The 17,895-nt window shown below is 70.3% G+C and carries 16 protein-coding genes; 8 read left to right on the plus strand and 8 right to left on the minus strand.

Features of this window, described 5'->3' with window-relative positions; genetic code table 11:
- Positions 1–59: 59 nt before the first annotated feature.
- Both mnmC and MCHT01_RS17925 read right to left on the minus strand, forming a co-directional pair.
- Positions 60–1,988, minus strand: coding sequence for a bifunctional tRNA (5-methylaminomethyl-2-thiouridine)(34)-methyltransferase MnmC2/FAD-dependent 5-carboxymethylaminomethyl-2-thiouridine(34) oxidoreductase MnmC1 (gene mnmC, locus MCHT01_RS17920; protein ID WP_067067010.1), 1,929 nt, complete (start codon positions 1,986–1,988; stop codon positions 60–62).
- Between the two features lie 169 nt (positions 1,989–2,157).
- A complete protein-coding gene (locus MCHT01_RS17925; protein WP_067067012.1) occupies positions 2,158–3,705 on the minus strand; it encodes a DEAD/DEAH box helicase in 1,548 nt (515 codons plus the stop codon).
- A 451-nt stretch (positions 3,706–4,156) separates the two neighbouring features.
- On the opposite strand from MCHT01_RS17925, the gene MCHT01_RS17930 reads away from it, so the two are divergent.
- Both MCHT01_RS17930 and MCHT01_RS17935 read left to right on the plus strand, forming a co-directional pair.
- On the plus strand, positions 4,157–4,864 hold the full coding sequence (locus MCHT01_RS17930) for a winged helix-turn-helix domain-containing protein (RefSeq protein ID WP_067067014.1): 708 nt from the start codon (positions 4,157–4,159) through the stop codon (positions 4,862–4,864).
- Positions 4,865–5,080: 216 nt separating this feature from the next.
- The gene (locus MCHT01_RS17935; protein WP_067067016.1) at positions 5,081–5,767 is read left to right on the plus strand and encodes a hypothetical protein; all 687 of its coding nucleotides are present in this window, start codon (positions 5,081–5,083) and stop codon (positions 5,765–5,767) included.
- An 86-nt stretch (positions 5,768–5,853) separates the two neighbouring features.
- Here MCHT01_RS17935 and MCHT01_RS17940 read toward each other — a convergent pair whose 3' ends face one another.
- Entirely contained in the window at positions 5,854–7,503 is a 1,650-nt protein-coding gene (locus tag MCHT01_RS17940) for an ABC transporter substrate-binding protein (RefSeq protein WP_245643406.1), read from the minus strand.
- A gap of 162 nt (positions 7,504–7,665) precedes the next feature.
- On the opposite strand from MCHT01_RS17940, the gene ettA reads away from it, so the two are divergent.
- The 5 genes from ettA to MCHT01_RS17965 all read left to right on the plus strand — a co-directional run bounded on the left by ettA (position 7,666) and on the right by MCHT01_RS17965 (position 12,938).
- Positions 7,666–9,330 carry an energy-dependent translational throttle protein EttA gene (gene ettA / locus MCHT01_RS17945; protein WP_067067018.1) on the plus strand — a complete coding sequence of 555 codons (1,665 nt, stop codon included), beginning with the start codon at positions 7,666–7,668 and terminating at the stop codon, positions 9,328–9,330.
- A gap of 46 nt (positions 9,331–9,376) precedes the next feature.
- On the plus strand, positions 9,377–9,853 hold the full coding sequence (locus MCHT01_RS17950; RefSeq protein ID WP_169806155.1) for a GtrA family protein: 477 nt from the start codon (positions 9,377–9,379) through the stop codon (positions 9,851–9,853).
- Between the two features lie 130 nt (positions 9,854–9,983).
- Entirely contained in the window at positions 9,984–10,562 is a 579-nt protein-coding gene (locus tag MCHT01_RS17955; RefSeq protein ID WP_067067022.1) for a Spy/CpxP family protein refolding chaperone, read from the plus strand.
- Positions 10,563–10,657: 95 nt separating this feature from the next.
- Positions 10,658–11,371 (plus strand): response regulator, encoded by a 714-nt coding sequence (locus MCHT01_RS17960; protein WP_067067154.1) that lies wholly within the window; start codon positions 10,658–10,660, stop codon positions 11,369–11,371.
- A gap of 46 nt (positions 11,372–11,417) precedes the next feature.
- Positions 11,418–12,938, plus strand: coding sequence for a sensor histidine kinase (locus MCHT01_RS17965; RefSeq protein WP_067067023.1), 1,521 nt, complete (start codon positions 11,418–11,420; stop codon positions 12,936–12,938).
- Positions 12,939–13,199: 261 nt separating this feature from the next.
- Here MCHT01_RS17965 and MCHT01_RS17970 read toward each other — a convergent pair whose 3' ends face one another.
- From MCHT01_RS17970 to trpS, 3 genes are read right to left on the minus strand one after another with little or no spacing between them, the layout of a single operon-like run.
- Positions 13,200–14,585: an MATE family efflux transporter gene (locus MCHT01_RS17970; protein ID WP_067067025.1), complete on the minus strand. Its 1,386-nt coding sequence runs from the start codon at positions 14,583–14,585 to the stop codon at positions 13,200–13,202.
- The gene (locus MCHT01_RS17975) at positions 14,582–14,995 is read right to left on the minus strand and encodes a DUF3717 domain-containing protein (protein ID WP_067067026.1); all 414 of its coding nucleotides are present in this window, start codon (positions 14,993–14,995) and stop codon (positions 14,582–14,584) included. Before MCHT01_RS17975 ends, MCHT01_RS17970 begins: the two co-directional genes overlap by 4 nt.
- A 3-nt stretch (positions 14,996–14,998) precedes the next feature.
- Complete coding sequence (trpS, locus tag MCHT01_RS17980; protein WP_067067028.1) at positions 14,999–16,015, minus strand: tryptophan--tRNA ligase; 1,017 nt, start codon at positions 16,013–16,015, stop codon at positions 14,999–15,001.
- A gap of 144 nt (positions 16,016–16,159) precedes the next feature.
- On the opposite strand from trpS, the gene purN reads away from it, so the two are divergent.
- A complete protein-coding gene (purN, locus tag MCHT01_RS17985) occupies positions 16,160–16,798 on the plus strand; it encodes a phosphoribosylglycinamide formyltransferase (protein ID WP_067067030.1) in 639 nt (212 codons plus the stop codon).
- A gap of 87 nt (positions 16,799–16,885) precedes the next feature.
- Here the strand turns inward: purN and MCHT01_RS17990 are convergent, their stop codons facing one another.
- A complete protein-coding gene (locus tag MCHT01_RS17990; protein ID WP_067067032.1) occupies positions 16,886–17,539 on the minus strand; it encodes a DUF1345 domain-containing protein in 654 nt (217 codons plus the stop codon).
- 27 nt (positions 17,540–17,566) lie between these two features.
- Positions 17,567–17,782 (minus strand): DUF1653 domain-containing protein, encoded by a 216-nt coding sequence (locus MCHT01_RS17995; protein WP_067067156.1) that lies wholly within the window; start codon positions 17,780–17,782, stop codon positions 17,567–17,569.
- Positions 17,783–17,895 lie beyond the last annotated feature (113 nt).

The raw sequence follows: 17,895 nt of genomic DNA on the forward strand, positions 1-17,895 counted from the left end.
TCTGGCCGGCTACACGACCGCGCAGGTGTCCGCGATGAAGCGTCTGGCGGCAAGTTCGATCAGCCAGCGCTCCGACGTTGTTTCGCGCCGAACCGAGCGGGATCCAGCGCCTCCGCGAGGCTCGCCTCGATCGGCCACGGCGCTCCCGTGAGCTGGGCCGCCAGCAACTCGGCGCACAGCGTGGCCCAGGTCAGCCCGCGCGAGGCCAAGGCCCCCATCACCATCAGCCCCGGCTGTCGCGGCCAGAAGCGCACCTGCTCGGCGCGTTGATCGGGCGCGGCCATCGGCAGCGCGCCGACGATGGGCAGGCGATCCGGCACCAGGCTGCGCCAGCCGACGCGGCCGGCCAGCGGCAACTGATCGGGGATGTCCGAGGACGGGAGCAACTGCCCCAATCGCTGAAGGTTCTGTGCCTGATCGGTCTCGCGCAGCGCGGGGTCCAGGTCGCCCGGGTCGGCGCTGGCGCCGAAGCACAAGCGACCATCTGGCAGGCTCAGCGCATAGCCCAGACCGGCGACCGGCATCGCGAGCCGAGGCGGCGAGGCGGCCGCGGCCATCAGGCTCAGCTGGCCGCGTTGCGAGACCCATGGCCACTCGGGGCCGGCGGACCATGCCGCGGCCAGCGATCCGCTGCCGATGCCGCCGCACAGCACGACCGCGTCGGCCGAGGCGATGACCTCGCCGCGCATGTCCACCGCCGACCAGCGCGAGCTGGCCTCGTCGCGGCGCAAGGCGGCGACCGGTGCGTTCACGCGCAGTTCGATGCGCTCGTCGGCCAGCCAGGCCTGGACGAGGGCCGGCGGCGATACCGCGCCGCCCCCGGGGAAGAACCAGGCCGGCTGCCCGAGCGTGATGCCTGCCCGGGCATCGGCCGCCTCGGCCTCCAGGGCCTGGACGTAATCGTCCGGCAGGCCGCAGCGCGCCAGCAGCGCGCGCATCTCGTCGAGCGCCTGGGGTTGCCGCTCGACGCGCAACAGACCCCATTGCAGCCAGGGGAGGCGATCCGACATGCGGCGCAGCTCGCGCTGCGTCGCGAGCGCCGCCGCCCGGTTGAAGCGGGCATGCGGGCCGTCCTCCGCGTGCAGCGTGCCGTGGAAGAGGCCGCCCGGGTTGCCCGAGGCCTGCGCGGCGCACGACGGTCCGGCCTCGAGCACCGTGCAGCGCAGGCCCTCGCGGGTGAGCACGCGAGCGCAGGCGGCGCCCGCCAGGCCGGCGCCGATGATCAGCACGTGCTGCGCCTCGGGCGCGATCGCGGCGCGTCCGGGTGGCGTCGGCACGCGATGGCGCGGTGTGAAGCGAGCCGCGCTCATCGACCACTTGCCGGCGAGACCGGGGAGCTTCTCCACCGTGAAGCCCGCCGCGCTCAGACCGTCCCGCACGCCGCGGGCCACGCTCCAGGTCGCGGCCGTCGCGCCGTCGGCGGCCAGGCGGCCGACCTGCTTGAACACGCCGACCTCCCACAGCGTCGGGTTCTTCGCCGGCGCGAAACCGTCGAGGTAGAAGGCGTCGACCTGCGCGACCAGCTCCGGCAGCCAATCGCGGGCGTCGCCGAAGGCCAGCAACAGCCGCACGCGGCCCTCCTCGAAGTCCAGCGCGTGCAGGTTGGGGGTCAGCGAGGGCCAGGCGTCCAGCAGCTGACGAGCGAGCGCGGGCTCCGGCGAGGTCGCGTGGGCGCGGGCGAGATCCTCCCGCGTCAGCGGGTGCTTCTCGAGGCTGAGGAAGACGAGCCGCTCGCAGCGCTGCGGATCGGCGCGCCAGGCGGCCCAGGTCGCGAGGAAGTTGTTGCCCAGGCCGAAGCCGGTCTCCAGCACGACGAAGCGCGCGCGGCCGCGCCAGCGCCCGGGCAGTCCGTTGCCGCTCAGGAAGACGTGCCGCGCCTGCGCGAAGGCGCCGGCGGGCGAGTGGTACGGGTCGTCGAACTCCGGCGCGCGGGGGAGGGCGGCGTCGGTGAAATCGACGCGGGCCGGGAGGATGGGCGCGGTCTTCATGGGGGAGGGTCGTGGAGGCGGCGAGTATGCCCAAGGCGGGTCGCTGTGTGCGCGCCGTCGGCGCGGCGCGAACTCGATCCGGTCAAGCGCGAGGGGCGGTCGATGCCACCCTCGGACGCGCCATGAAAAACGGCGCCGAGGAGGCGCCGTCTTCATGGGTGGTCGTCGATCAGGACGACTTCGGGCGCGTCAGCGCCGAGCCGGACGGGCGGTTGCCCTGGCTGCCGTGGCCGCCGCCATGACGGCGGTCGCCCTGGCCCTGACCCTGGCGCTGACCGCCTTGGCCTTGCCCCTGGCCTTGGCGTTGTCCGCCTTGACCTTGGCCCTGGCCCTGGCCCTGGCCTTGACGCTGTCCCTGGGGTTGGCCGCCCGGACGGCCGCCGCCCTGTGCCTGGCGAGGCTGACCCTGGCCGCCGCCCTGCGGACGACCCTGGCCTTGCGGACGGCCACCGCCGCCGCCACCGCGGCGACCACCGCCACCGCCACCGGCCGGACGCGGGGCGCCGGAAGACTTGCCCAGGCCGCCGTTCAGCACCATGCGGCCCATCACGATGGGCTCGGCCTTGGCGTTGGGATCGGGTTCGAAGCCGGGGACGACCTCGCGCGGGATCTCGCGCTTGATCAGCTTCTGGATGTCGCGCAGGAAGCCTTCCTCGTCGACGCACACCAGCGACAGGGCCTCGCCCTGCGCGCCGGCGCGACCCGTGCGGCCGATGCGGTGCACGTAGTCCTCGGCCACGTTGGGCAGCTCGTAGTTGATGACGTGCGGGAGCTGGTCGATGTCGATGCCGCGCGCGGCGATGTCGGTCGCCACCAGCACCTTCAGGTCGCCGCTCTTGAACTCGGACAGCGCCTTCGTGCGGGCGCCCTGGCTCTTGTTGCCGTGGATCGCCATCGCGGTGATGCCCTGCTTGTCCAGGAACTCGGCCAGGCGGTTGGCGCCGTGCTTCATCCGCGTGAACACCAGCACCTGATGCCAGTCGTGCTTGGTGATCAGGTGGGCCAGCAGTTCCTTCTTCTTGTCGCGGTCGACCGGGTGGATCTTCTGCGCGATCGTGTCGGCCGTGGCGTTGCGGCGCGCGACCTCGATCAGGCCGGGGTTGTCCAGCAGGCGGTCGGCCAGGGCCTTGATCTCGTCGCTGAAGGTCGCGGAGAACAGCAGGCTCTGCTTCTTCGCGGGCAGCAGGGCCAGCACCTTCTTGATGTCGTGGATGAAGCCCATGTCCAGCATGCGGTCGGCTTCGTCCAGCACGAGGATCTCGACCTTGGACAGGTCCAGCGTGCCTTGCTGCGCGTGGTCCAGCAGACGGCCCGGCGTCGCCACCAGGATGTCCACGCCCTTGCGCAGCTGGCTGATCTGCGGGTTCATGCCGACGCCGCCGAACATGACCATGCTGGTCAGCGGGAGGTACTTGCCGTAGGTGCGCACGCTTTCCTCGACCTGCGCGGCGAGTTCGCGGGTGGGCGTCAGGACCAGCGCGCGGATCGCGGGGCGACCCTTGGCGTCACGCACGGGCTTGCCGGCGGACAGGCGCTCCAGCACGGGGAGGGTGAAGCCGGCGGTCTTGCCGGTGCCGGTCTGGGCGCCGGCCATCAGGTCGCCGCCGGTGAGGACGGCGGGGATCGCCTGGCTCTGGATCGGGGTGGGGTTGGTGTAGCCGGCGTCGGCGATCGCGCGGAGCAGGGGCTGGGACAGTCCCAGTGCATCAAAACTCATAGGCCGCTTTGTTCTTGCTCGAGAGAGCTTTGTGTGCAGCGCGCCGGCCCGGGGAGGGCCTGGCGCCAGTCTTCGGCTGCCGTGGGAGAGCGTGAGCTCAAAAACATGAAAGCCGCGGCAAGACTGAGCCGCGGCGATGGCCGGGATTGTAGCCGACCGGGTCCGACGCCCTCCGTGAGGAAGGTCCGGCTCGGCCCGTGTGGCACGTGCGTCGCCCGAGCGTTCGTCATCGGGGAATCCGACAGCTTTCCGCAAGCTCCGCGACAGGCCGATCACAGTGTTCATCGGGCGGAAAACGCCCTCGCGCGGGGCGCGGCGTGTCGGCGTCCGCAGCCGTGTTTCAGGCCGGTTAACCGTGGGTAAAAAGCGCGGGAAGGCCCGGCCAGATCAGGCTTCCGAGAGGTTTCGGGCGGCATAGTCTTGCGCCAGTTCCCACTCGAATCACGTAGCCATGAGCGCCCCGTTCCCCGATCCCGCCGCAGGCACCCACCTGCTGCTGCTGGACCCCGACAGCCATGCGCGGCTGCGTTTTTCGGCGCTGCTGCGGGCCTGGGGATTCCGCGTCACCGACAGCAGCGAGGCCGCCTTGCTCGACCGCGTACCGCTGCTGCCGGTGGACCTGGCGCTGCTCGATCCCAGCGATGCCCGCGAGGCGGGCTGGGGCGCGCTGACGCGGCTGCGCCAGCGATCGCGCCTCCCGGTGGTCGTGCTGCTGCAGCACGACAGCACGCTGGAGCGGGTGCTCGCGCTGGAGCGCGGCGCCGACGCGGTCGTGGCCAAGGACGGCGAGCCACGCGAGCTGCAGGCCCGCATCAAGGCGCTGTTGCGCCCGCGTGAGGGCGATGCGGCCGAGGTGCTGATGTTCGGCCGCTTCCGGCTGGAGCCCATGACGCGCCGGCTGACCGGGCCGGGCGGCTTCTGCGTGGTGCTCTCGCAGAGCGAATACAAGCTGCTGCGCGCCTTCCTGGAGCGCCCGCACAGCGTGCTGCAGCGGCAGGAACTGCTGCACCTGGCGCGCGGCGACGGGGTCACCGCGCTGGAGCGCAGCGTGGACCTGATGGTCTCGCGGCTGCGTCAGAAGCTGAACGACGACCCGAGCGCGCCGCTGATCCGGACGGTGCGCGGCATCGGGTATCTCTTCGATCCGCCGCTGCGCTGATCGCGTCGGACGCGGGCCGTTCGCGGCGGCCGGCGTCCGGGTCCCGGGCCTGTGGCCGGGGCTTCCCGTCGGGCTTTGTGTCGACGCCGACATGAGGCCGCTACATCTTCGCCATCAACGGGTTTCCCGATCGGCCGAAACACAGGCCGAGAGGAGGTCGCGTCCGTCGCGGTGCGGGCCGGCGCCCATGACCATTCACCGCGTAGGAGTCCCCTGATGAACGTCAACTCATCCACGGGCGGCGGCTGGCAGAACGTCGGCCAATGGTTGAACGTCGGCGGCAGCAGCGCCGCGACCTCGACCTCCGCCACCACCTCGAAAACGGGCGGCGCGTCGTCCGACGGCGATGCCGACGACCAGCAGGGCGGGCCGCCGCCCGGACCGCCCCCGGGGCCGCCGCCGGAATTCCTGATGTTCATGAGCACGCAGCAGTTCGCGTCCGGTGGCTCGTCCAGCTCCGATTCGTCGAACTCGTCCAGCGCGTCGTCGGATGCGTCGGGCACCTCGGGCACGACGAGCGCCACGGGCTCCAGCAGCACCTCCACCGCGACATCCTCCGACTCAATCTCCCTGCAGGAAGCCGCGAAGAAGCTCTTCGACGCCATCGACACCGACGGCGACGGCAGCCTGAGCGACTCCGAGGTCGATGCCTTCAAGCAGGCGCTCGAGGCGGCCAAGGATGGCGCGGGTCAGTCGGGCCAGGCGGTCCAGGGCCAGCAGGGCCAGCAAGGGCAGGAAGGCCCCGGCGGCGCGCGGGGTCGCCACGGCCATCACCACCACCATCACGGCGGTTCGTCCTCGTCCTCTTCCTCGTCGAGCACCACGTCGACCGGCAGCACGACGACGTCCAGCTCGTCCAGCAGCGACGAGACCTCGACCGCGACCACCGGCGTCACGGGCTGAGCCCGCGCGGCGAGCCGCACGGGGCGCCGACGGGCGCCCGGTGCGCGCTCAGGCCCCGCCGGACGCGGCCGGGGCGGTCGCCCGGGTCACTTCGCCGCCACGCTGGCCCAGCGCAGCTCGAACCAGTTGTCCGGGCGGTGTTGCACGGTCACGTTGGCGCGGGTCGCCCACGGGATCATCTGGCGGTGCAGCGGAATGAGATGGGTCTGCGCGCGGAACTCCCGCAGCGCGGCCTTGACCAGTTCCTCGCGCTTCTTCGGATCGGCCTCGCCGCTGGAGGCGGCGGCCAGCTGGTCGAACTTGTCGTCCTTCCAGTTGCCGAAGTTGTACTGCCCGACCGACTTCTCGCCCCGGTTGCGCATCAGCGGCGTGATCGCGGTCTCGGCATCGGTGATGGTGCCGCCCCAGCCGTAGAGGTAGAGGCTGGTGTCCAGCTTCTCCAGCTTGGGGAACATCAGCACGCGCGGCTGCGCGTTCACGTTCACCTTCACCTTGATCTGCGCCCACATCGAGGCCAGCGCCAGGCAGATGCGCTCGTCGTTGACGTAGCGGTTGTTCGTGCAGTCGAGCGTGACCTCGAAGCCGTTCGCGTAGCCCGCGTCGGCCATCAGCTTGCGCGCGGCCGCGAGATCGAACGGAAGCCGGGTCTCCAGCTGCGGGTCGTCGTAGGCGCCCAGCGGGGAGGGCGTCACGCCGCCGGTAGGCAGGCTCAGCCCGTTCATCAGCTTGGTGCGCAGCGTGTTGATGTCGATGGCCTGGTACAGCGCCTGGCGCACGCGCAGGTCCTTGAACGGGTTCCTGTCGCCCGGCACCTTGGCGTAGAGCAGCTTGTCCCGAGCCTGGTCCATGCCGACGAACACCAGCCGGTTCTCCACGCCTTCCTGCACCTTGACGCCCGCGGTCTGCTTCAGGCGCGGGATGTCCCGCGGCGACGGGTCCTGCACGAAGTCGATCTCGCCCGAGACCAGCGCGGCCAGGCGCGTCGCGTCGTTGGCGATGGGCGTGTAGACCGCGTCCTGCACGTTGCCGTCGAACTTGCCCCACCAATTCGGGTTGCGCTTGAAGGTGGTGCGGATGCCGGGCTCGCGGCTGGTCATGACGTAGGGGCCGGTGCCGTTCGAATGGGTCGCGGCGTAGGTTTCCTGCTTGTCCTTGAAGTTCTGCGGCCTGGCCACGCCGTGGGTCTCGCTCCACTTGCGGCTCATGATGAACAGCAGGTCGATGTGCTGCAGGAAGATCGGGTTGATCTGTGCGAGCTGGAACTCGACCGTGTAGTCGTCGATCTTCCTGGGGGTGCCGACCGCCTCCGCGTAGACGCTGATCTGCGAGGCCGGGTCCTTGGCCCGGTTGACCGAGAACACCACGTCGTCGGCGGTGAAGGGCGTGCCGTCGTGGAACTTCACGCCCTGGCGCAGCTTGAAGCGCCACAGCCTGGGACTGACCTGCGTCCACTCGGTGGCAAGACCCGGCACGATGACCAGGTTGCGGTCGCGCGAGACCAGACGCTCGTAGACCTGCCCGTTCATCGCATTGGTGATGATCTCGTTCTGGGCGTGGGGGTCGGCGGTCTGCATGTCGCCCTGGCTGGACCAGCGCAGGGTCTGCGCCTGCGCGCCGGCGGCGAGCAGCGCCAGCAGCCCGAAGGCCAGCGGCGCGAGCCCGGCGCGCCGGAGGACGCCCGGTGCGGAGCGGCGCGCGGAGCGCACGGAAAGGGAGGGCTGCGGCATGGTGGTCATCTCGGGAACGTGGGCAGGGCGGTCGAGTTTAGGGGGATGGGCGGAAGCTGCGACAATGCGTGACTATTGCCCGGGCGGCTCTGCGCCCATGCACGCCGCCAGCCCTCGTCCGCAGGGCCAGGGCGGCCCCGGTCACCCACGAAACGCTGCACAACCAACGCCATGGCTCAATACGTTTTCTCGATGAACCGCGTCAACAAGACGGTTCCTCCCAAACGCCACATCCTCAAGAACATCTCGCTGTCGTTCTTCCCCGGCGCCAAGATCGGCGTGCTGGGCCTGAACGGTTCGGGCAAGTCCACGCTGCTGAAGATCATGGCCGGCGTCGACAAGGAGATCGAGGGCGAAGCCATCCCGATGCCCGGCATCAAGATCGGCTACCTCGAGCAGGAGCCCAAGCTGAACCCGGACCAGACCGTGCGCGAGGCGGTCGAGGAAGGCATCGGCGGCGTGCTGGCCGCGAAGAAGCGCCTGGACGAGGTCTACGCGGCCTACGCGGAAGAGGGCGCGGACTTCGACGCGCTGGCCGCCGAGCAGGGCGAGCTGGAAGCCATCATCGCCGCCGCGGGTTCCGAGAACACCGACCTGCAGCTGGAACTGGCCGCCGACGCGCTCAACCTGCCCCCGTGGGACGCCAACATCGGCGTGCTGTCCGGTGGCGAGAAGCGCCGCGTGGCGCTGTGCCGCCTGCTGCTGTCCAAGCCGGACATGCTGCTGCTCGACGAACCGACCAACCACTTGGACGCCGAATCGGTCGAGTGGCTGGAGCAGTTCCTGCAGCGCTTCCCCGGCACCGTGGTGGCCATCACCCACGATCGCTACTTCCTGGACAACGCCGCCGAATGGATCCTGGAACTGGACCGCGGCCACGGCATCCCCTGGAAGGGCAACTACTCCGACTGGCTGGACCAGAAGGAACGCCGCCTGGAGCAGGAGCAGAAGTCCGAGGACGCCCGCGCCAAGGCGATGAAGGAAGAACTGAAGTGGGTGCGCTCGAACGCCAAGGGCCGTCAGGCCAAGAGCAAGGCGCGTCTGGCCCGCTTCGAGGAACTGAGCGACGTCGAGTACCAGAAGCGCAACGAGACCAACGAGATCTTCATCCCGGTCGCCGAGCGCCTGGGCAATGAGGTCATCGAGTTCGAGGGCGTGACCAAGTCCTTCGGCGACCGCGTGCTGATCGACAACCTGTCCTTCAAGGTCCCGGCCGGCGCGATCGTCGGCATCATCGGCCCGAACGGCGCGGGTAAATCGACGCTGTTCCGCATGATCCAGGGCGTCGAGCAGCCGGACAGCGGCACGGTCAAGATCGGCAAGACGGCCAAGCTGGCCTTCGTCGACCAGAGCCGCCAGAGCCTGGATGCCAGCAAGACCGTGTGGGAAGACGTCTCCGGCGGTCTGGACAACATCATCGTGGGCAAGTTCGTGATGCCCTCGCGCGCCTACATCGGCCGCTTCAACTTCAAGGGCAACGACCAGCAGAAGCTGGTGGGCTCGCTGTCGGGCGGTGAGCGCGGCCGTCTGCACCTGGCCAAGACCCTGGCCCAGGGCGGCAACGTGCTGATGCTGGACGAACCGTCCAACGACCTGGACGTCGAAACCCTGCGCGCGCTGGAAGAGGCGCTGCTGGAGTTCGCGGGCTCGGCGATGGTCATCTCCCATGACCGCTGGTTCCTGGACCGCATCTGCACCCACATCCTGGCGTGCGAGGGCGACTCGCAGTGGTTCTTCTTCGACGGCAACTTCCACGAGTACGAAGCCGACAAGAAGAAGCGCCTGGGCGAGGAAGGCGCGCGTCCTAAGCGCGTGCGCTTCAAGCCGATCACCTGATCGACGACGACACGTGGGCGGCAACGCGCGCGACACGGAGCCCCGGGTGGGCGCCGACTCCACGGGGCCCCACGCGGGCCCCGCGTCATTGGGGCGCTCGGACGGGCCGGAGCACCTCGGCCCGCCGGGGCGCTTCGGTCGTCTCGGCCGCTTCGGCCGCTTCGTGCTGGTCGGTGGCGTCGCCACCGCCGTGCACTACCTCACCGCGCTGGTGCTGCTCCATGCGGCGCAGTGGGGCCCGGTGCCGGCCTCGACCGCGGGCGCCTTCGCCGGCGCGCTCGTCGGCTACGCGCTCAACGCGCGCTTCACCTTCGAGGTGCGGGAGCGGCATGGGCATCACCTCGCCCGCTATCTGCTCGTGGCCGCGCTGGGCTGGGGCCTGAACGCGATCGGCCTGTGGGGGCTGCTGCGCCTGGGATGGCATCCCTACCTCGCGCAACCCGTCGTCACCGCGCTGGTGCTGCTCTCCAACTTCGCCTTCAACGCGCTGTGGGCCATGCGGCCCGCGGGTGGGGCACGCTAATGTTCGTGTCCTCGGCAGGGGGCGCCGTCAAGAGACTTCGATTCATTTCAAGAATCTTTACAGCGCACCCACGGCCTCCTAACGTCCTCCCGCGACCATCTCCTCACCCCCGAACGAATTGGAGATCGAGATGGTCAAGAGCTTCTCCCGCCCCCTGAAGTTGATGGGCCTGGCCGCGATGGTGAGCCTGGCCGCCCTGTCCGCGCAGGCTCAACCGGCCCCGGGTCCCGGCATGCCGCCGCCGCCGCACGAGATGCGTGGCGGCCCGGGTCATCACCCCATGGGCATGCTGGACGGCCGTCTGCTCAAGGACGCCGGCGTGACCGATGCGCAGCGCGCCCAGATCAAGCAGATCTTCGACGCGGCCCGCAACGACCTGAAGAGCCAGCACGACACCGAGCGCCAGCTGCATGAGCAGATGCAGGCCCTGTTCGTCGCGCCGACCGTCGACGCCAACGCGGTCGAGAAGCTGCGCCAGCAGATGTCGGCCCAGCGCGAGGTGGCCTCCAAGCGCCTGAGCCTGGCCATGATCGATGCCTCCCGCGTGCTGTCGCCGGAGCAGCGCGCCAAGATCGCCGAGCTGATGAAGCAACGCCGCGAGCAGATGAAGGCCCACATGAAGGACCGCATGGAGCACTGGAAGGACCGCAAGCAGAACCAGCAGGCGAATCCGGACAATCCCGTTCCCAAGCCTTTCACTGATCGCTGAGCGACGAGAGGACGGCTATGCTTCAGACTTTCGATGAGTCCGCGGCGCGCGGTCCGGGCGATCTGGCCCGGACGGTGGCCGCCTCGCAACGCCCGATGAATCCACGACTGCTCCTGATCGACGACGATGCCCGCCTCACCGCGATGCTGGGCGACTACCTCAGCAGCGCCGGTTTCGAGGTGAGCTTCGCCGGTTCGCTGGCGCAGGGCCGCACCGAGCTGGAGAACGGCCAGTTCGAGCTGCTGGTGCTGGACCTGATGCTGCCCGACGGCGACGGCCTGGAGTTCTGCCGACAACTGCGTGGCGACAAGCGCTGGCGCCGCCTGCCGGTGCTGATGCTCTCGGCGCGTGGCGAGCCGATGGACCGCATCCTCGGTCTGGAACTGGGCGCGGACGACTACCTGCCCAAGCCTTTCGAGCCCCGTGAGCTGCAGGCCCGCGTGAAGGCGCTGCTGCGTCGCACCGAGCCGCAGGCCATGGGCGACGAGGTGCTGCGCTTCGGCCGTCTGGAGATCGACCTGGCCGCGCGCCAGGTGCGCCTGGACGGCAACGCCTGCGACCTGACCAGCCACCAGTTCGACCTGCTGGTCGTGCTGGCGCAGAGCCCGGGCCGGGTGCTGTCGCGCGACCAGATCATGGACGCGCTCAAGGGCCATCCGCTGGAAGCCTTCGACCGGTCGATCGACGTGCACATCTCGCGCATCCGCTCGGTCATCGAGGACGACGCGAAGAACCCGCGACGCGTGCTGACGGTGCGTGGCGCGGGCTATGTCTTCGCCCGCAAGCAGGACGCCGAAGGGCTCGAGTGAGCGCCCATCCCCATCGATCGAAGTCAGCGAATCAAGTGAAGAGTCAGTGAAGGCGCTGTATCTGCGGATCTACATCACCGTCGTGGTGGTGTTGCTGGCGTTCGCGCTCGGCTCGGCGTGGCTCTTCCAGGGCCGCATCGAGCAGGAGCGCGGTACCTTCGAGCAGGCCGCCTCCGAGCGGCTGGTGGCGATGGCCGTGCTGGTGCAGCGCGCGCTGCCGCCGCCGACCGCCTCGGTGGACGAGCAGTCCGACGCGATCGAGGACTGGGGCCAGCGTCTGCGCATGGCCCTGGCGCTCGAGGACGCGCGGGGCAAGCGCATCGGCGCCTCGCCGATGTTCGAGCGCCGCGAGGATCTGCCCGGTTCGCGCATCCAGCGCATTCCGCTGGATGACGGTCGCCACCTGCTGTTCCTGAGACTCGCGCGCCCGCCGGGCGCATCCGCGCCCGCGGGGCAGCCCGCCTTCGGTCCCGACGGCCGCGCGAGCGGCGCTCGCCGCTTCGAGGGGCGTGATCCGCTGTTCGGCGGCCCGGGTGGTCCGCCGCCCGAGGCGGGCGAGCGCCCGCGCGCGGCCAAGCCCGATACCCGTCCTGAAACCGAATCCATCCGCCAGCGCATGCTGGAGCGGCTGGAGCAGCAGCGCCGCGAGGACGCGACCAACGCGTCGTGGTTCCCGGGCTGGATTCCTCGCCCGAGCGGCGAGGCGCTGGCCGTGCTGCTGGCCGTGCTCTTCCTGGCCGTGGCCGGCGGGGCTTACCCGGTGGTGCGTCGGCTGACGCGCCGGCTCGAATCGCTCAAGTCCGGCATGGAGCAGTTCGGCTCCGGCGACCTGGGCTTCCGCGTGCAGGACAACGGCAAGGACGAGGTGGCCGCGCTGGCGGGCAGCTTCAACCGTGCCGCCGAGCAGATCGAGACCTTGCTGCGCTCGCACAAGAGCCTGCTGGCCAACGCGAGCCACGAGCTGCGCTCGCCGCTGGCGCGGCTGAAGATGGCGTTCGCGATGCTGGAGGATGCCTCGCCGGCGCAACGCGCGCGGCTGGGGCTGGAGATCAACACCAACATCGCCGAGCTGGATGCGCTGGTCGAGGAAGTGCTGCTGGCCAGCCGGCTCGAAGGCGGCGCGCAGTCGCTGCGGCCCGAGCGGGTGGACCTGGTCGCCGTGGCGGCGGAATCAGCCGCGCGGGCGAGCGCCGAGCTCGAGGTCGAGCCTGGGCTGGAGCACGTGATCATCCAAGGCGACGAGCGCCTGATCCGCCGCGCGCTGCGCAATCTGCTGGAGAACGCGCGCCGCTACGGCGGACCGGACGTCGAGGTGAAGTTGCGGCGCGCGGGGCAGTCGCAGGTCGAGATCCAGGTCTGCGATCGCGGCCCGGGCGTGCCCGAGCCGATGCGCGAGCGGATCTTCGAGGCGTTCTTCCGGATGCCGGGGCATGCGGAGGTGTCGGGGGGGGTGGGGCTGGGTCTGAGCCTGGTCCGGCAGATCGCCTTGGCGCATCAGGGGTCGGTGCGGTGTGATCCCCGTGAGGGCGGGGGCAGCAGCTTCGTCATCACGCTGCCGTTGGACTGACGCGAGCCCGAAGACCCTCACCCCAGCCCTCTCCCGCAAGCGGGCGAGGGAGTCTGCCTTCCCCGTCTCCCGCAAGCGGGCGAGGGAGCCTGTCTTCCCCCTCTCTCGCAAGCGGGCGAGGGAGTCTGCCTTCCCCCTCTCCCGCAAGCCGGCGAGCGAGTCTGCCTTCCCCCTCTCCCGCAAGCCGGCGAGCGAGGCTGCCTTCCCCCTCTCCCGCGGGGCGGGAGAGGGCAGGGGTGAGGGTGGGAGCGTGGCAGTGACTCAGTCCCGATGGCGAGGCACTTCCCGCCGATGCACCAGCGCCAGCAGGAGGCCCAGCCCGGTCGCCGCGGCCGCGAGTCCGACCGAGGCGGCGCTCCAGAATCCCATTGCGCCTTGCATGAGCCTGGGCAGTGCGATGTCGTGCTCGCCGAAGGCCAGCCAGTAGCCCCCGCCCAAGCCCAATCCCCAGATCGCGAAGGCGTAGATCACCATCGGCATGGTCGCGATGTGATGCGCGCGCAGCACGAAGGCGGACACCGTCTGCCCCGCGTCCGCGACGTGGAACAGCCATACCCAGCCGAGCAAGGGCAGGGCGGCCGCGATGATGGCGGCGTCGTTCGTGTAGAGCCCCAGCACCTGCCCGCGCAGCGAGAAGATCAGCGCGCCCAGCACGAAGGCGATCGCCAGCGCGATCTCCAGTCCATGCCAGCCCAGTCGCCGCGCCGCCGCGTAGTCGCGCGCGCCCAGCGCCTGCGCCACCAGCGTGCTGCAGGCGTTGGCCTGCGCGAGCGGCAGCATGAACATCATCGCCACCAGGTTGGCGCAGAGCTGATGACCCGCCACCGGCGTCGTCCCCAGTCGCGCGATGAAGATCGCCATGAAGGTGAAGCCGGTGACCTCGATCAGCACGGACGCGCCCATCGGGATGCCCAGCTTCAGCAGCCGCGTCAACGTCTCCTTGCGCGGCCGATGCAGGCCGCCCGTCCCGAATCCGAAGCCCGCGTAGAACGGATCGCGTCGCAGCACCTGCAGCGCGATGAGCAGCTGGCTCCACATCACGATCGCGGTGGCGATCGCGCAGCCGACGGCGCCCAGCGGGGGCACGTGCAGCGGGCCCAGGGTGAAGCCGCCGATCAGCAGCGCGCTGGCCGGGAACTTCAGCGCCAGCCCGCCGATCTGCAGCGCCATCACCGCCTTGGGGCGCGACACCGCCGTGTTGAAGCCGCGATACGCGGTGAACAGCAGGGCCGCCGGCAGCGCGATGCCCAGCATGCGCAGGTAGTCGCGCACCTTGGCGGCGATCTCGCCCTCGGCGTGCGACAACGCCAGGAAGGGCTGCGGGAACCACAGGATGATCTCGCCGATCACCGTCAGGAAGATCGCCAGCCAGGCGGCCTGGTGCAGGCTGTCGCCAGCCTCGGTGATGCGCTTGGCCCCGAAGAGCTGGCCCGCCAAGGGCGAGATCGCCAGCACCACGCCCATCAGGCCGACGAAGACCGAGGTGTAGACGGCCGAGCCCACCGCCAGCGCCGCCAGGTCGGTCGCCGAGTGGCGCGCCACCAGCAGGGTGTCGATGGTCGAGTAGGCCAGAACGGCCAGTTGCCCGATGAACACAGGCCACGCGAGCGGCAGGATCTGGCGCAGGCTTTGCAGACGAGGATTCAAGCGCGGTCCTTCTCGATCGCCCGCTCCGCGTAGCGGTTGAAGCGCCAGGCGGTGGCCTCGATCGTGATGCGGCGCCAGGTGGCGCGTTTCTCGCCGGGCGTGAAGACCGGCCAGTTCTGCACCTCGTCGAAGCTGCGGCCGCAGCCCTTGCACAGCTCGTCGCCCTGGCTGGTCGAGCAGATCGCGATGCAGGGGGCGTCCGGCGTGGTGTCGTACCAGGCCAGCCAGGCGTCGCGCGCCCGCTCGGGCATGGAGTCCTCGTCGCACTCGGTCTCGTGATGGAAGACCATCAGCGCGTAGACCTCGGCCAGCGCGCGCAGCTGCGGCACCAGCGTGACGCCGTCGCCGGGCTCGCGCTGCCGCCACCAGTTGATCGCGGACTCGATGTCGGTGATATGGATGCCAGCCATCGATCAGTAGTCCAGTCCCATCGCGCCGCGCACCTCGCGCAGCGTCTTGCGCGCCACCGCACGGGCACGTTCCGTGCCGACCTCGACGATCCAGTGGACCTTCTTCGGATCGGCCAGCAGCGCCTCGGCGCGCTCGCGCCACGGGGCCTGCTCGTCATGGATCGCGTCGATCAGCGGCTGCTTGCAGTCCAGGCAGCCGATGCCCGCGCCGCGACAGCCGGCCTCGACCCAGGCGCGCGTGTCGCCGTCGGTGTAGACCTTGTGCAGCGACCACACCGGGCAGCGCTCGGGCTCGCCCGGATCGCCGCGGCGTACCCGCTGCGGATCGGTGGGCATGCGGCGCACCTTCTCGGCCACGACTTCCGGCGCGTCGCGCATCGCGATCGCGTTGCCGTAGGTCTTGCTCATCTTGCGGCCGTCCAGACCGGGCAGGCGCGAGGTCTCGGTCATCAGCGCCTGCGGCTCGGGCAGCAGGGGCGCCTGGTGCGGGCGGTACAGATGGTTGAAGCGCCGCGCCACCTCGCGGGTGACCTCGACGTGCGGCGCCTGATCCTCGCCCACCGGCACGAAGGCGGCCTTGTAGATCAGGATGTCGGCCGCCTGCAGCAGCGGGTAGCCGAGGAAGCCGTAGGTCGCCAGCTCGCGGTTCTCCGCGACCATGTCCTTGTAGCTGGGCATGCGCTCCAGCCAGCTCGAAGGGGTGCTCATCGCCAGCAGCGTGAACAGCTCGGCGTGCTCGGGCATGCGGCTCTGGATGAAGAGCGTGGCCTGCTCGGGATCGACGCCGGCGGCCAGCCAGTCCACGACCATGTCGTAGACGCTCTGCTCCAGGCCTTCGCGATGCTGGTAATGCGTGGTCAGCGCATGCCAGTCGGCGACGAAGAAGAAGCAGTCGTAGGCCGACTGCAGGCGCACCCAGTTCTTGAGCGCGCCGTGGTAGTGGCCGAGGTGCAGCGCACCGGTGGGGCGCATGCCGGAGAGCACGCGCTGGCGCGAAAGAGTGGGCGTTTGGTCGGTCATGGCGAAGGGCTGCGGCGCGCCCGATGCGCTCGTCGCGCGGGCGGAAGGCGCGCGAGGGCGACGCGAGGCGGGAGGGCGATTGTAGGGAGCGACGGCCCCGCGCCGGGCGAGCCGCGTCCTTGCCCTTGGCTACACTGCCGGCCCATGAAGAACATCGTGATCCTGATCTCCGGCCGCGGCTCCAACATGGAGGCCATCGTGAAGGCCTGCGCCGGCGAGGGATGGCCCGCGCGCATCGCCGCGGTGATCAGCAACCGGCCGGACGCCGGTGGCCTGGCGTTCGCCCAGGCCCACGGCATCGACACCGCGGTCGTCGATCACAAGGCCTTCGGCAAGGGCGACGCGGCGCGCGCCGCCTTCGACGCCGAGCTGCAGCGCGTCATCGACGGCTTCAGCCCCGATCTGGTCGTGCTTGCCGGGTTCATGCGCATCCTGACGCCGGGCTTCACCGGTCACTACGCGGGTCGCATGCTCAATATCCACCCCTCGCTGCTGCCGGCCTTCCCCGGCCTGCACACGCATCAGCGGGCGATCGAATCGGGCTGCCGCGCCGCGGGCGCGACGGTGCACTTCGTCACCGCGGAACTGGACCACGGGCCCATCGTCGCGCAGGCGGTGGTGCCGGTGCTGGACGGGGACGACGAATCGGCGCTGGCCGGCCGTGTGCTCAAGCTGGAGCACCGCATGTATCCGAGCGCGGTGCGCTGGTTCGTGGAGGACCGGCTGGTCATCGAAGGCACCCGCGTCCTGCATCGCGCCGGCGAGACGCAGCTCTTCGTCTGAACGCCGTCCGGGCGCATCGGACGCGTTGAACGCGCCGGGCGGCCGCGCCACCAGCCGGGCGCCTCGCGAGGCGTTCCGGGGCCGGGCTCAGCCCAGCATGCCGGCCAGGAAGTTGATCGTCAGCGCCAGCACCACCGTGTTGAACACGAAGGCCTGGATGGTCTGCACCAGCACCAGGCGGCGGATCGGGCGGGAGCTCACCGCCACGTCCGAGGTCTGGGAGGTCGCCGCCACCGTGCCGGCGAAGTAGAAGAAGTCCAGGTAGTCGGGCGTGTCGCCGTCGTCGCCGGGAAATTCCAGGCCATGCGCGGATTGCTTGCCGCTGTGGAACAGCGCCGCGTAGGCGAGCGCGAATTCCACCGGCAGCAGCAGCCACGATCCGGTCAGCGTCGCCGACGCGATCAGCAGATGCGGCCAGCCACCGATGATCCCGGCGGTCTTGACCTGCGCCAGCTCCAGCACGATCGCCGCCATGCTCGCGGCGCCGCCGATCATCGCCAGCACCAGGACGGTGAACACGCCGTCGGCGAGCGCGCGGGCCTGGTCCTCGACATCCTCGGCATCGGTCCGGAACATCATCCAGCCCAGCAGGAGCAGGTAGGTCCAGACGCCGGCGCTCCAGCCCATCAGCGCCCGGGTGTGCCAGGCCAGTCCCTCGGGCCAGGCCGCCGCCAACAGTGCGCCGACCGCGGCGCCGATCAGCAGGCGAGGGCGGCGCTTGATCTGGTGGAACAGCGGCATGGGCGGGGGGCTTCCGGGGCGGGGTGGTCAGTCGGGCAGGCGGGCGAAGCGGGGCTGGCGCACGCCGTCGATGACGACGTCGCCGAAGAACATGTCGTAAGGGCGCACCCACAGGCCGCTGTCGTTGTAGAGCGGGGCGTAGAGCACCAGCGCCTCCAGGGTCTCGCTGTGCCGCACGACGCCGCGGACCTCGTACTCGCCGCCCTTGTAGTGCCGGTAGCGGCCGGGGCGAGTATCGGGCAGCGGGGCGAGCGGATCGCCGGCGCCATGGGCGTTCGCGTCGGGCGCGGCAGTGGAAACGGTGGGGCGGGAGGAGGCGTCGCTCATGGGCAGCGGGGCAGTGTGGGGCAAGGGTG

Source organism: Mitsuaria chitosanitabida ATCC BAA-476 = NBRC 102408, assembly GCF_001598255.1.
In the GTDB taxonomy this organism is placed as follows: Bacteria; Pseudomonadota; Gammaproteobacteria; order Burkholderiales; family Burkholderiaceae_C; genus Roseateles; species Roseateles chitosanitabidus.